The following is a 12,509-nucleotide window of genomic DNA, read 5'->3' as shown; positions in this document are numbered from 1 at the left end:
TCTGTAATATGCCAGATTTTGCAAAACAGAATAGATGGTGTCAGCGATAACCTTTTCTTCTGGTCGGATTTATTTCGCCGGTAGAACCATCTTCTTGCGTGAAGCATTATATTGTTTTTTTTCAGAAAAGGAAAGTGTTTTTTTGCATACCTGGAAAAAAGTTGTTTAGGATGTTGAGGAGTCTGGTTTTCCGCGGAGAAAAGATATTACAGTTTTGCGCAGACAAGCTCATAAACTGTCTTCAGAAGTTCGTCTCCCCTGCGGCATTCTGAAACAAACGAAACGACTGCGTTTTTTTTCGGAAGGATCATAGATATCTGGGAGTATTTTCCGTCCGCCCGGAAAGAATTATATTCACCACGCCAGAAAAGATAACCATAGTATCCAACATCAGCTGCCTTTGTACTTTCTTCTATCCAATTCTCAGACAGTATCTGTTTTCCATTCCACTTGCCTTTATTAAGATAAAACAGTCCAAATTTGTGAAGTTCAGAAAGGGTCAGAAATAATCCGCCGGCTCCAAAACTGTTTCCAAGTGGATCAGTCTCCCATGTAGGACGTTTTATTCCAAGTTTGGCAAAAAGTCTGGGTGTAAGGTAAGAAACCAGATCGCAGCCGGAGCGTCTTTGTACAAGAATGCCTGCCAGATAGGGACCAACGTTATTATACACAAAATGCGTACCCGGCTTATACTTAAAGGGAATAGCCAGAGACATTTTTACCCAGTTATCTTCTTCATATAAAGGTCGTTGTTCTCCCATCAGACTGCCCTTCTCCTGTCCAAGGCACATGGTAAGAAGATCACGAACAGTTGCTTCTTTCAGGTTCTCATCTATACACTCCGGCAAGTCACCTGAAAATGCTTCTGTTAGTTTTTCATTAAGATCGATCAGCCCTTCCTGAACAGCAAAGCCAACTGCACAGGATGTGAAACTCTTTGTTGCAGAATAAATATTCCTTCTGCATTCCGGTTCGCTGTACCACTCTGCTGCAAGTTCATTATCTTTTGAAATTTTGATTCCAAGAACATTATATTCTTTTGCTTTCTTAACAAAATCTGAAATATCCATAATATTTACACCCTTCTTGTCCTTAAATGTATTTTATTACTTTTATATTAACACAAAAATGGTGGATAAACCAGTTATTGCAGAAGGTGGTATATTACTATATTTCATCTTTAGACAAATTTCAATATTAAATATTGATTTTGTCTTTTTGTTATACCCGAATTTCAGCAAGACATTGCATCTTAATCCCTCAATATTCCCTTTTTTATCATAATTAAATCCTTCTGCTGATATTTTCATCAATGCAGTATTGGCAAATTGCTTAAGTTAATGACATTGTGTATGAACAGTAACAAAAATGTCATCAATTTTTTCGATAAAAATATATATCTTTGTCTTGCCTTGTCAATGTGTGGTATATTTAAGACTGCAAAATACAGAAAGGAGAAAGTCATGGGAAACGAAGCAGGGGAATGGATCATTCATGGAGTAACATGGGATGATCCGAAATGCATCCACGATGTGGATGAAGCAGTCGAATATATCAACCGGGTTGGTTTTCTTCCTCTTTTTAAGAACGAAATTCCGGGGTTTTCTCTGGAGGAACGGACAGTGGCAGAATATTGGTGGTCTGATGATCCGGTGAGGGATCCGTGGAGATGGAGGATTGCCATTGCAAAAAAGCATGATGTTCTTTACGGGAAATTTTTTGCCAAAAAAGCCGGGTTTATTTCCAAAAAATGGCTGCCGGTATTTGCCAACTACCGTAGGGACGGCTATGATTTTGATGCTCTGTTTGAGGATGAAAAAGCACCGATTAAACATAAGAATATTATGAAACAGCTTTATCCAGAAGTCGCGGATACGCAGATAAGAAAGATTCTAAAATAGGAGAGAATATGTGCAGCAGATATTATATAGATCTCGATATGATGGAGGAGATTTCCAGAGTGGTACAGAACATAGATAGGAGGATCCGGCTGACACAAGGAGATATCCGTCCGACCGATGTCGCACCGGTCATTGGACAGTCAGAACATGGACTGGAACTGGGTATATGCAGATGGGGATATCCCCTGTCAAAAGGCAAAAATCCGGTCATCAATGCAAGGGTGGAAACCGTCATGGATAAACCTTCCTTTCAGAACGGAATCTTATATCACCGGCTGTTGATTCCGGCAGGCGGGTTCTACGAATGGAATTCCCTGAAAGAAAAGAGTTCCTTTGCCAGACCGGATTCCTCTGTGCTGTATATGGCAGGATTCTGTGACTGGTTTGAGAATGAACGAAGATTTGTGATCCTGACTACCACAGCGAATAATTCCATGAAAAAAATCCATGATCGCATGCCTTTGATCTTGGAAAGGGAACAAATCACAGACTGGTTTGATAATAACAAAATGCCTGTACTTCTGTACCAGACACCGACTCAGCTTAATCGACAGACGGAATATGAACAGCAGAGTCTGTTTTCATAGAAAGTGGTGAGTTTTAATGACAAAGGATGAATGGTACAAGCAACTGTTCGAGAGACTTGAAAACTCCAGATTTCGGAGCAGATTTCATCTTAAACAGAATGACATTGATTATATTCGTGAAAATGCAAACAATGCAGAGTTTATTTTATTTTGGAAAGCACCTATATACGATTAAGAAATATGGGCGTGGTTTTATGTCGTATTTGTGACGAAAAATCCTACCTAAAAAATTCATGTATTAACGGAATGAGATTAGCTCAGGAATCTATTTTTATGCAGTTTGGTTATACTGTTTCGCAAGAAGAAGGTTTATCTGCTTCCAGACGACAGAAAATACTTGCGGTCATGATTGATAATAAGGTCTTATCCAAAAGTGAAATAATAAGTTATTTGGATTTCTTTATTAGTCAACGACATTATCAGAGTAAATTCGAATTAGCAATCTCAAAATGGGAAATGGATAGAGAATTTGTTCGGGGATATCGAGCAGGAGAATATACGCAATTTGGGGTGAATGCAATTTATAGAAGGCGATGATTACCAAATCCGAAAGAATACAAGTTTTTTATATCAAATAATGCAATTGTAAAAAGAATAAGAAATGAGCAAGTTTTTTGTCATTCAGCATATCTTTAACAGATTTTCAAAGGAGAAAATATTATTTTCAGACATCAGTTCTTGAAATTTATTCAGATTAAGATCCGAATGCTCAAGCTCTCTGGAGAACTGATAACAGATCTGAATCTGATCATTCAGGTTAAAATGATGTTCGTTTTTCAGATATGTTCCGACATCAAGCTCATGGATAAACAAAGTACAGACGACAGCCATTTTAACCTTGGTAAAGATTTCATCGTCATAGACTGCACCACAGAAATAAGTATAAATCCAGTAAACCAGAAGCTGTTCTTCCTGAATCTGCCAGTCCGGACAGTAGAAATCAAATTCGCTTTTCTGATATATATAATCGTTTTCTCCTGAAGAAATATATAAGGAATCAAGACGTTCCTTCAGAAATTCTTTCCATCCGGGACGAAGAACTTCCATTTCCGGAACAATAGTTTTCCACATGTTTTTAAATAGATCCTTTGATGTGTCAGAAGTATTCATTCTGGAATGAACTTTATCACAAAATGTTTTTCCGAATCCGGAATCTTCATGACGTTTCCGAATCTCTTCCCATTTAAAAAGTTCGTTTTTATTTAAACACAGCTGAAAATCATGTGTGATGGCAAGTACTTTCCACAGGCGTTTCCGTATGGGGACATTTCTGTTCTGGATGATTTTTATCAGAAGATCTCTGGTATTCATCAGTGCAGTAAATAAAAAGTAATCAAAATCATCATAGGTTTCTTCAGCGGCTTCCTTTTCGATGGTAACAAAATGAACTTTTTCTTTCTGAGACAGCAGAATTCTTGCTGCTTCCGGGCAGGAAAGGGACAAAGAAATCTCACGCAGGCCCTCAAATTCTTCAATGTGTCGTGGATAATTTCTGCAGGTGTCGCAAAGCATTTTCGGACCTGCTTCTGTGTAAATATCACACAGATTTTCTTCGTTCAGAAATGCACACCGTCGGTTGTACTGGCGGAAGACATGTTCCTTCCAGTCGATATCGTTGTGCAGTCGATTGTGAAAAGGACCTTTGAAATGCTGATATTTCTTCAGGGTTTTATTGTCAATAACAATCTGCCATCCTGCACAGCAGGTATCCGGACAGGACCCGGCAATGCAAGAAAATTCTTTATAATAGTTGGGAAATGTAAATTCCATGGTTTCTGCTGCTTTCTGATTATTTCTTTTTTGCTTCCAGATAGTCGTTTAACTCTGCATTCGGAATATCTGTAATGAACATATGTCCGGGAGCATGAGTGATAGCGATTGGCGGTTTGGCATTCTCAATTGCTGCCTGCGGAGTTACGCCGCATGGCCAGAACACAGGAATTTCCCCTTCGTAAATATCCACTGCTTCACCGTAATCAGGTTTCATAACGTCATCAACACCGACCTCTTTCGGATCTCCCATATGTACAGGGGCACCATGAACATTCGGCATTTTGAAAGTAATGTCATAAGCTTTTTTTGCGTTTTCCGGTGTCATCGGGCGCATGGAGCAGACCATAGGACCGGAAAATGGACCAACAGGAACTGTCTGAATGTTAGTTTTGAACATCGGTACATTTCGTCCCTGGGCGATATGACGGATTTCAATCCCTTCTCTAATCAGTGCTTCTTCAAATGAGAAAGAACAGCCGATAAGAAATCCAACATATCCCTCTTTCCAATACTCGGAAGCGTCAGTAATTTCTTTTGTAAATACACCGTTTTCATAAATCCGGTATTTCGGGATATCCGTGCAGATATTTCCGCCCTCACCCATGTCATGAGTTTCAGGAGTTCCTTTGATAATCTCGAGAATTGGACACGGAAATGGATTCTTGTGTGCAAATTCTTCAAAATCTGCAGCATATTCCGGTGGCAGAATTACCAGATTTGCCTGCGCATAGCCACGGCACATTCCTGCAGTGGGGAAATCAATAACTCCCTTGCGGATCAGTTCACGAACTTTCTTTGGGGACATATCTACATAAGGTGTGATATCAAAAGCCATAATAAATTACCTCCTGTTTCGTACTTTACAATATAAAAGTATTGTACAGTAAACTGACAGGAAATGCAATGCTATAAATAGTGGCGGCTTGATTTTTATATAAAATATTTTATAATAGGAATGCCGAAGGGTGCTGCCGGACGCGTTGTGAACAGCAATAATATATGAATGGGGGAATGAGAGTGGCAGCATATGAAAAGAGTAAGAGTGTGAAGTTAAAATCGATCAGTACCATGACAGAAGGGACCATCTGGAGACAGATTCTTCTGTTTTCTATTCCATTGATACTGGGAAATCTGCTCCAACAGATGTACAATACAGTGGACTCAATTATTGTAGGAAATTTTGTGGGCAGCAATGCACTGGCTGCAGTTGGTTCCAGTACGTCGCTGATTTGTCTGCTGATTGCATTCAGTATGGGGGCATCTGCAGGTGCGGGAGTTATTGTATCCCAGTTTTATGGAGCAGGAGATGAGAATGGCGTTCAGCGTTCTGCACATACAGCCTTGATGCTTGCGCTTATTCTGGGAATTGTTCTTACTATCGCTGGAATTGTATTTTCACCTGCAATTCTCAGGTGGATGAGAACTCCGGAAGAAGTAATGAATCAGTCAGTTCTGTATTTGAGAATTTATTCTTATGGACTGGTTTTTAATGTCATCTATAATATGGCAGCGGGGATCCTGAATGCAGTAGGTAACTCCAGACGTTCGCTGATGTATCTGGCAGTAGCTTCGTTTTCCAATATTTTTCTGGATTTATGGCTTATCGGCGGAATGCACATGGGAGTCGAGGGTGCTGCAATTGCAACAGATATCAGCCAGGTACTTTCCTGCATTTTTGCATTATGGTTTTTGATGAGAGTTCCGGATATTTACCGCATAAATCCGAAGAAACTTTCCATTGATAGAACAATGGCAGGACGGATTATCCAGGTAGGTCTGCCGACTGCAATTCAAAACACGGTAATCTCCTTTTCAAATGTACTGGTACAATCTGGTGTCAATGGATTCGGAGCCAGTGCAATGGCGGGTTTTGGTGCATACCTGAAAGTAGATGGGTTTAACATTCTGCCGGTAATGAGTTTTAGTATGGCAGCAACGACTTTTACCGGTCAGAACTATGGTGCGGGAAAAACAGACAGAATCAGGAAAGGATTGAGAGTAACTCTTGGAATGAGCGTGCTTTATACGATCGTGACAGGAATTCTCCTGCTGACCTTTTCCAGACCGATCATAGGGATTTTCAGCAGTGATAAAGAAGTAATCTATTATGGGGCACAGGCAATGAAATATTTCTGCCCGTTCTATTTCCTTCTGGGAATTATGCATTCCCTGGCAGGAACCATTCGCGGAACAGGAAAGACGGTACCTCCCATGGTAGTGATGCTGCTTGCATTATGCCTGTTCCGTATTCTGTGGATTCAGTTTGTGGTTCCACATTTCACCAGCATTGATATTATATATGTACTGTATCCTGTTTCATGGGCTGTAGGAATGGTACTCATGCTTATCTATGCATGGAAGGGAAATTGGATGCCAAAAAAATATCAGAATATTAATCAGACTGTCTGATAGTATTCTTTTACATAGTGAATGAATGGGATTTCAGAATTCTGTTTTTACTGTAAACAATATAAAAACTGCGTTTGTGAGCAGATTCTTCTAATGGAAACAGAAGAATCTGCTTTGTTTTTTGCAGGTCATTCATGCGGGCTACTACATTCAGACTGGAAGGTTCAATACCGGCATTTTCCAGAAAAATATCCATTTCCTTTTTGGTTCCGGAGCCTTTTTCCCTGATGATAACAGGATCCTTGATAAAGTCCTGAAAAACAACAGGTTGTTCTTTTTGTTTTAAGTTTAAATAATGATCATTCACAGGGGTAGCAATCACCATATTATCCTGACAGAAGGGAATAAATACACAGCTGTCGTCTCCTGTATTCTGTCCTGTCAAAGCCAGGTCTACGGTCCCATCCAGTACACGGTTAATAGCGCCGGAACTGTCTGTCTGCCAGGAATGGAAATATACATCAGGATACATTCTGCCAAAACCTGCGAGAAGTTCAGGAAGGAGATAAGAAGAAGGAATGGTGGAGGCTGCCAGATCAATGATCTGCTTTCTGGAACCGGTGAAATTCTCCAGAAGATTGTTGCGGATATCCAGAATGCGGAAAGCGCTGTCGTAGAGGTGGTATACCACACTTTTTTATAAATGAAATTTGTAAATATTTATAAAAAAGTATTATATTTAAATCATCCGATAAAATGAAAAATCCAGTAAATAAATGGAAGTGTAAAAACAGAACAGATAGTTGTAACAAGAATTCCACCCATTGCATAATCGCCATCTGATCCGTAGGCATTTGCCATCATTACCACAGAGGACATAACTGGCATTGCAGAAGTCAGAGCCATGGTAGTGCGGATTTCTGAAGAAACCGGAAGATATCCAAGTAATACATAGAAGAAAAGCGGAAACAAAAGCATTTTTAGGATGACAATTCCATAATAATCCAGTCTCCGGATATTTTTCAGTACATCGATACAGGCGAAAACACCGCCAAGATAGATCATTGCGAGAGGTGTGGCGGTCTGGCCGATTTTCTGAAGGGAATTGTTCAGAACTTCAGGAAGCCGGATTCCTGTCAGCACACAGATCACAGCAAGAAAGATGGAAACAGTAACAGGATTGATCAGCTTCCGGAAATCAAAACGGTTTTTTTGACTGTCTGTACCTGAAGTAAGGCGTACACCTGCTGTCCACAGCATGAGCTGATCAATAATGGTAAATACACAGATGTAGAGCATACCGTTTTCCGGATAAATACTGGTTACTATGGGAATACCCATAAATCCCACATTTCCGAATACGCTCATGGCACTGTAAAGCTGCCTGTGGTTACCATGCAGATGAAAAAAAATACCAGATATGTAGCTGAGTAAAAACAGACATATATACATAATTCCCGCAATCAGAAAAATGCTCAGTGAATGAAAAAGAGTTTTACGTTCCACTCCGTTTACAGTATTGATAAAAATCATTACAGGAAGCGCCAGTTTTATTACAAATTTTGAAATGACTTCAAGATTTTCTCTGTTCATAACCCGTGTGCGGATCAGGATCACGCCTGCAAGCATGTAGATCACGAACATTCCGATCTGAGCAGTCAGAATGCTGAAAGTATTCATTTGAGTTCTCCTTTTTTTTCGTAAATTCACATAAAATTATAACTGCAAAAAAGTGAAAATACAACAGAAAGTATAGGTGGCGAAAAATGTTTTTTTGAGTTACAATAAACAAAGCTGAGTTATATATTAGGAGGAGTAAAAAAGTGAATGTATTAGAAATTGTTCTGCCTGTACTGGTTATGATCGTGGTCGGTATGCTGTGCAGAAAATGGAAGATTCTGACCAGAGACGGAATCAATAACATGAAGGTGCTTGTAACGAATGTTATGCTTCCGGTTGCTATTTTTCATGCTCTGGCAACAGCGGAATATAATAAAGAAACCGGAATCCTGATTTTGATCATGTTTGTAATGCTGGTAGTATCCTTTGGTCTGGGCTTTTTGCTGAAGCCATTTCTGAAAGGAACCTATCAGAAATATCTACCGTTTATGGTAAGCGTATATGAAGGGGGACTTATGGCCTATCCGTTATATACAAGCCTCTGTGGCAGTGAAAATCTTTCCCGTATTGCAGTTCTGGATATTGCCGGACTGTTGTTTGGATTCAGTGTATATATGGGAATGCTGGGACAGGTGGAAAACGGTGAGAAGATTGATGTGAAAAAACTGTTTTTCAGTGCATTAAAGACTCCGGCATTTATTGCAAGTATCCTGGGAATTATTGCAGGATTATCGAAGGTGATCCTTGCAGTTTTAGACAGTCCTTTCGGAGGCGTGTACCAGAGTGTGGAAAATATTCTCACCACATCTGTGACTGCCATTATTTTACTGGTAGTGGGATACAGCATGGAACTGAATGCGAAATTATTAAAGCCATGCATTGCCACGATCATCTTACGTGTATTGCTTCAGGCAGTGATGATCGCAGGAGTTCTTGTTGCTGTACATTATCTGGTAGGTGATGATCGGCTGGTCAATCTTGCAATTATCAGTTATATGTCAGCACCGGCCACATTCAGTATGCAGACTTTTATGAAAGATGAAGAAGGAAGCGCTTATGTTTCCACAACAAACTCTATGTACTGTCTGGTATCTATTCTTGTATATATAATTATGGCAGTGACAATCTACTGATCATGAAATCTGAATAACAGAAAATGAAAATTACTGCGGATTGAAATAGACCAGGCGGTAATTTTTGTATGTCGCAGGAAATTACTTCGTAATGTACCTGTGATATATAGTGCTCCGCATGAGGCGTAGAATCCTGTAAACGGGAAAGGGGTTGCAGATATTTAAATAATTTGGTAAAAACAACTAAAATATATTGAATGATGGCAAAAAAATATTGTAAAATAAAACGAAAACAAAGACTTGTGGAAAGGGAGCATACGTATGGAGAAAAGGTATACGATTGGTGTAATGATCGGAAATGCAAATTCACCGCATACGATGAATCTGATGCAGGGTATTTTTCATGCAGCTAAGTCTATGGACGTAAATGTTCTGTTTTTCTTGGGATTCACAGTAGTTATTACTATAAATCTTATTTTGGCGAAGATACGGAAGATGATTATGATTATCAGTTCAATGTAGTTTATGATTATCAGGCGTTCGCAGATGCGGATGCATTGATTATGGCATATGGTTCCCTTTGTATTTTTCTGGACGAAAAAGAAAGTAAAACTTGCATCCCTGAAGCCGGATACGGATACCACAAAGATCACACTGAAAGTAAAGGAGAAAAAAGAGTTCCCTTGTACAGGCATCAGTTATTTGTCAAACGTAAAGTATTCTTCTGATAACAAGAAGGTAGCAAAAGTCAATTCTTCCGGCGAGATCCAGGCAAAAAAAGCCGGTACAACTTATATCAGGTGTAAAGTTAAACAGTATGGCGATACTTACAATCTCGTCTGCAAGGTAACGGTCAAAAAAGAAGGAAATATCAAAGATCCAACTTCAGCTTACCGGAATCTGATACAAAGTTATGAGAAAAAATATGGGGAAGCTCAATTAAATGAGCAGAAACAGTTTTGGACGGGACTATGCTATGCCAAATTGTTGGATTTCAATAATGACGACATCAACGAACTTATCCTGACATACCAAACAGAAAGGTATAACAAAGACAAAGTTCAATATCATGTAGAATTGTGGAAGTATGGCGGAAAATCTGCAAAACGGGTTACCTCACGTATTTCATGGTCTGGAAACAATATGCCATATTTTGGAGGTTTGGGTATATGTAAATACAACGGAAAATATCTGTTAGAGCTAACTGGTAATGCGTGTGGGGATAATTATTACTATGGAACCAAAAAAGATGGGTCTGTTGGACTGGTCCACAAGTTCATATGGAAGGGGGATGCAATGGAAGGAGACTGGTATATGGACGGCAAGAAAACCTCAGGGAATATGTATGAAACTTATTACAAGAAATATCATGCAAACGCTACATGGTATAGCTTTGCTCAGTCATCAAATAACAACTTAATAAGAAAAGAACTTTCAAATACCAAACAGAAATTAGGAATGTAATTTCTGTCTGGTCGTTGCAGGACATGAATCCTTTTCAAGCCTAAGTTGTATCTACCGGGCATTCTCAAGGAATTACATCAAAATAAAAGAGGGAAAACCATGAAATTAGAAGAAAGAAAACAAAACTCATTTATACAGAAATCAATATTTTTGCTGATAATAATGACATTATGGATATGTCTCGGAACAGGTTTTACGGTAAATGCAGCGCAAAGAGAAGATACAAAACTCTTGAAAATATATGACGGAAAGTCTATAGAGGCAAGTCAGATTCAGTTTAAGGCAGAGGTAGCCACTCCAGACTCTAATCGAATAGACATCTATCGTTCAGAAAAGCCGGTATCTCAAGGTGGAAAATTAGAAAAACTGGATAGTTTCAGGGTAATAGGAGACTTCTGGGAAGTCCTCGGTGACAATCTGTATATGAACTACGGAGACAATTTCAAGGTACAGTGCTATTCCCATGATACATGCGTGGAGGGAAATCTGACTTTTGTAGATACTACGGCAAAAGCCGGACATCAATATTCCTACAGACTGGTCTATGGCGACATGGTGTATGATCCGGACAGCGGAGAATATAGCGTGGAGATTGTATCAAATATCATTGATGTAAAGGCCAATCTGCAGACACCGGAGCTTTACAAGTGTTACTCCACGGACAATAAAACCGTAAATCTTTCCTGGAGCTATATCGCACAGGCAGACGGCTACAGGGTGTACCGATATGATAACGGAAAGTGGTCATTCCTGAAAAATGTCAAAAAAAGAAATGTAATCTCCACAACTGACAAAAATGTACAGGCCGGAAAGACTTATCAGTACAGAGTGCTGGCGTACAGAGTCATAAAGGGCAAAAATATTTACAGTTCCAAAAGCAAAGCCCGAAAGATCACCTTAAAAACAGCAACTGTAAAAGGTGATTATCAGTATGGCAGCGTCTACGGTCCGTATCTGGACGCGCAGCATCTGGCACAGGTCCGGAGTGTTGTCCAGAGTTTCAAGATCAATTACATCCGTAAAGGAATGTCAGACTATGACAGGGTACTGACTGCATATAATTATCTCCGCAGCAACTGCAGCTACGCTTATAAAGGCTGGCAGTATAATTATGCAAACACCGCCTGGGGTGCATTGGTATATGGAGAAGCACAATGCTCCGGATATGCCAGAGCCATGAAAGCACTCTGTGATGCAATCGGAGTAGACTGCAGATATGTACATGCAGACTCCAAGGCAAGTAACCCAAGCCATCAGTGGAATCAGGTAAGAGTTGGCGGCAAATGGTATATTCTGGATGCGCAGTCTGGCGGATTCCTGCTTGGCAGCCGGACATGGAAGAAAAAGGCAGGTATGTCATGGGATACCAAAGGATTACCAACCTGCAGCGTGACGGATTACAAAAAGTGATCAGAATGGAAAGAGACTTCAGTTAATATGACTGGAGTCTTTTTTGCATCTCAAAATACTTTTATTCTCCGCGGAAAACCACTTTTGCATATCTATTTATCCAATTTTTCCTGGGACAATGCCTCCGCGGAGGAGAAATGTTCTTAATTTTTCTTCCTATTTTTTTCATATTATCTCCAAATGAATTTCAGGAGGTTATTAACAGTTAAATATAAATTATAAAATCATATAAGTACATGTTGAGTGTTATAAGATATTAGAGTAGAATATTATTGAAAGGAGTTGATTCTTTGAGTAAATATTATTCTATACATGAATTTTCAAAAATTATA

General features: G+C 39.4%; 14 protein-coding genes. 9 read left to right on the top strand and 5 right to left on the bottom strand.

Going from position 1 to position 12,509, the window contains the following annotated elements:
- Positions 1–206: 206 nt before the first annotated feature.
- Positions 207–1,070 (bottom strand): serine hydrolase domain-containing protein, encoded by an 864-nt coding sequence (locus tag I4V44_RS08845; protein WP_196002615.1) that lies wholly within the window; start codon positions 1,068–1,070, stop codon positions 207–209.
- A 393-nt stretch (positions 1,071–1,463) separates the two neighbouring features.
- Between I4V44_RS08845 and I4V44_RS08840 the strand changes: the two genes are divergently transcribed.
- The 4 genes from I4V44_RS08840 to I4V44_RS08825 all read left to right on the top strand — a co-directional run bounded on the left by I4V44_RS08840 (position 1,464) and on the right by I4V44_RS08825 (position 3,025).
- Positions 1,464–1,901, top strand: coding sequence for an AlkZ-related protein (locus tag I4V44_RS08840; RefSeq protein WP_243280243.1), 438 nt, complete (start codon positions 1,464–1,466; stop codon positions 1,899–1,901).
- Positions 1,902–1,909: 8 nt separating this feature from the next.
- Positions 1,910–2,488: an SOS response-associated peptidase gene (locus tag I4V44_RS08835; RefSeq protein WP_196002614.1), complete on the top strand. Its 579-nt coding sequence runs from the start codon at positions 1,910–1,912 to the stop codon at positions 2,486–2,488.
- A 16-nt stretch (positions 2,489–2,504) separates the two neighbouring features.
- On the top strand, positions 2,505–2,663 hold the full coding sequence (locus tag I4V44_RS18220) for a DUF4186 family protein (protein WP_420314757.1): 159 nt from the start codon (positions 2,505–2,507) through the stop codon (positions 2,661–2,663).
- Positions 2,664–2,761: 98 nt separating this feature from the next.
- Positions 2,762–3,025: a hypothetical protein gene (locus tag I4V44_RS08825; RefSeq protein ID WP_118575980.1), complete on the top strand. Its 264-nt coding sequence runs from the start codon at positions 2,762–2,764 to the stop codon at positions 3,023–3,025.
- 84 nt (positions 3,026–3,109) lie between these two features.
- Here I4V44_RS08825 and fliB read toward each other — a convergent pair whose 3' ends face one another.
- Both fliB and I4V44_RS08815 read right to left on the bottom strand, forming a co-directional pair.
- Entirely contained in the window at positions 3,110–4,258 is a 1,149-nt protein-coding gene (gene fliB / locus I4V44_RS08820) for a flagellin lysine-N-methylase (RefSeq protein ID WP_196002613.1), read from the bottom strand.
- A 19-nt stretch (positions 4,259–4,277) separates the two neighbouring features.
- The gene (locus I4V44_RS08815; protein ID WP_196002612.1) at positions 4,278–5,096 is read right to left on the bottom strand and encodes a putative hydro-lyase; all 819 of its coding nucleotides are present in this window, start codon (positions 5,094–5,096) and stop codon (positions 4,278–4,280) included.
- Between the two features lie 182 nt (positions 5,097–5,278).
- On the opposite strand from I4V44_RS08815, the gene I4V44_RS08810 reads away from it, so the two are divergent.
- Positions 5,279–6,670, top strand: a complete 1,392-nt coding sequence (locus I4V44_RS08810; RefSeq protein ID WP_330380932.1) for an MATE family efflux transporter — start codon at positions 5,279–5,281, stop codon at positions 6,668–6,670.
- A 10-nt stretch (positions 6,671–6,680) separates the two neighbouring features.
- Here the strand turns inward: I4V44_RS08810 and I4V44_RS08805 are convergent, their stop codons facing one another.
- Together I4V44_RS08805 and I4V44_RS08800 are read right to left on the bottom strand one after the other, a co-directional pair.
- Positions 6,681–7,301 (bottom strand): LysR substrate-binding domain-containing protein, encoded by a 621-nt coding sequence (locus tag I4V44_RS08805; RefSeq protein ID WP_271724925.1) that lies wholly within the window; start codon positions 7,299–7,301, stop codon positions 6,681–6,683.
- A gap of 53 nt (positions 7,302–7,354) precedes the next feature.
- The gene (locus I4V44_RS08800; protein ID WP_055058694.1) at positions 7,355–8,290 is read right to left on the bottom strand and encodes an AEC family transporter; all 936 of its coding nucleotides are present in this window, start codon (positions 8,288–8,290) and stop codon (positions 7,355–7,357) included.
- 143 nt (positions 8,291–8,433) lie between these two features.
- On the opposite strand from I4V44_RS08800, the gene I4V44_RS08795 reads away from it, so the two are divergent.
- The 4 genes from I4V44_RS08795 (at position 8,434) to I4V44_RS08780 (ending at position 12,177) form a co-directional block, all read left to right on the top strand.
- On the top strand, positions 8,434–9,363 hold the full coding sequence (locus I4V44_RS08795) for an AEC family transporter (RefSeq protein ID WP_008704291.1): 930 nt from the start codon (positions 8,434–8,436) through the stop codon (positions 9,361–9,363).
- A 261-nt stretch (positions 9,364–9,624) separates the two neighbouring features.
- The gene (locus I4V44_RS08790) at positions 9,625–9,825 is read left to right on the top strand and encodes a hypothetical protein (protein ID WP_008704289.1); all 201 of its coding nucleotides are present in this window, start codon (positions 9,625–9,627) and stop codon (positions 9,823–9,825) included.
- A 48-nt stretch (positions 9,826–9,873) separates the two neighbouring features.
- Positions 9,874–10,767 carry an Ig-like domain-containing protein gene (locus I4V44_RS08785; RefSeq protein ID WP_118587588.1) on the top strand — a complete coding sequence of 298 codons (894 nt, stop codon included), beginning with the start codon at positions 9,874–9,876 and terminating at the stop codon, positions 10,765–10,767.
- 99 nt (positions 10,768–10,866) lie between these two features.
- Positions 10,867–12,177 carry a transglutaminase-like domain-containing protein gene (locus I4V44_RS08780; RefSeq protein WP_020993857.1) on the top strand — a complete coding sequence of 437 codons (1,311 nt, stop codon included), beginning with the start codon at positions 10,867–10,869 and terminating at the stop codon, positions 12,175–12,177.
- The last annotated feature ends 332 nt before the right edge of the window (positions 12,178–12,509 follow it).

Origin of the sequence: Blautia sp. 1001283B150304_161114_C9 (genome assembly GCF_015668165.1) — a bacterium.
GTDB lineage: Bacteria > Bacillota > Clostridia > Lachnospirales > Lachnospiraceae > Blautia_A > Blautia_A wexlerae.
The sequence above is the reverse complement of the archived record's forward strand: the minus strand, read 5'-3'. Positions and strand labels throughout refer to the sequence as shown.

Coding starts and splice junctions, on each gene's coding strand:
- I4V44_RS08835 (WP_196002614.1), top strand. CDS start 1,910: ATGTGCAGCAGATATTATATAGATCTCGATATGATGGAGGAGATTTCC.
- I4V44_RS18220 (WP_420314757.1), top strand. CDS start 2,505: ATGACAAAGGATGAATGGTACAAGCAACTGTTCGAGAGACTTGAAAAC.
- I4V44_RS08790 (WP_008704289.1), top strand. CDS start 9,625: ATGGAGAAAAGGTATACGATTGGTGTAATGATCGGAAATGCAAATTCA.
- I4V44_RS08785 (WP_118587588.1), top strand. CDS start 9,874: ATGGTTCCCTTTGTATTTTTCTGGACGAAAAAGAAAGTAAAACTTGCA.
- I4V44_RS08815 (WP_196002612.1), bottom strand. CDS start 5,096: ATGGCTTTTGATATCACACCTTATGTAGATATGTCCCCAAAGAAAGTT.
- I4V44_RS08840 (WP_243280243.1), top strand. CDS start 1,464: ATGGGAAACGAAGCAGGGGAATGGATCATTCATGGAGTAACATGGGAT.
- fliB (WP_196002613.1), bottom strand. CDS start 4,258: ATGGAATTTACATTTCCCAACTATTATAAAGAATTTTCTTGCATTGCC.
- I4V44_RS08780 (WP_020993857.1), top strand. CDS start 10,867: ATGAAATTAGAAGAAAGAAAACAAAACTCATTTATACAGAAATCAATA.
- I4V44_RS08800 (WP_055058694.1), bottom strand. CDS start 8,290: ATGAATACTTTCAGCATTCTGACTGCTCAGATCGGAATGTTCGTGATC.
- I4V44_RS08825 (WP_118575980.1), top strand. CDS start 2,762: ATGCAGTTTGGTTATACTGTTTCGCAAGAAGAAGGTTTATCTGCTTCC.
- I4V44_RS08845 (WP_196002615.1), bottom strand. CDS start 1,070: ATGGATATTTCAGATTTTGTTAAGAAAGCAAAAGAATATAATGTTCTT.